Origin of the sequence: Streptococcus sp. k-90 (assembly GCF_013277565.1) — a bacterium.
Lineage (GTDB): Bacteria > Bacillota > Bacilli > Lactobacillales > Streptococcaceae > Streptococcus.
Map to the genome: position 1 here is coordinate 1 of NZ_VMNE01000045.1, position 328 is coordinate 328.

Genomic DNA, 328 nt, shown 5'->3' on the forward strand with positions numbered 1-328 from the left:
TCATTGTTCAGTACTACAACAGTTGTTGTAGTGCCCTGCACATTGGTTCGTCTTGTTCAGTTTTCAAAGGTCTTTGCCACTCACTTCTCTCAAGTGACAACTATATTAGTATATCACAGTCGCTTTCGCTTGTCAACACTTTTTTGAAACTTTTTTTAATTTTTTTCAATCAGTATTTTATCTGCAACATACCATAGTCCGTACGGGATTCGAACCCGTGTTACCGCCGTGAAAAGGCGGTGTCTTAACCCCTTGACCAACGGACCTGAGTTGTTATTTTCAACTCTTACTATTATACAGCCTTTTTGTTTTTTGTCAACTACTTTTT

At 38.1% G+C, this 328-nt stretch carries 1 tRNA gene; it reads right to left on the minus strand.

From position 1 onward, the window contains the following. Positions 1-194 precede the first annotated feature (194 nt). Positions 195-266: transfer RNA gene (locus tag HT734_RS09170), tRNA-Glu, on the minus strand. Positions 267-328 lie beyond the last annotated feature (62 nt).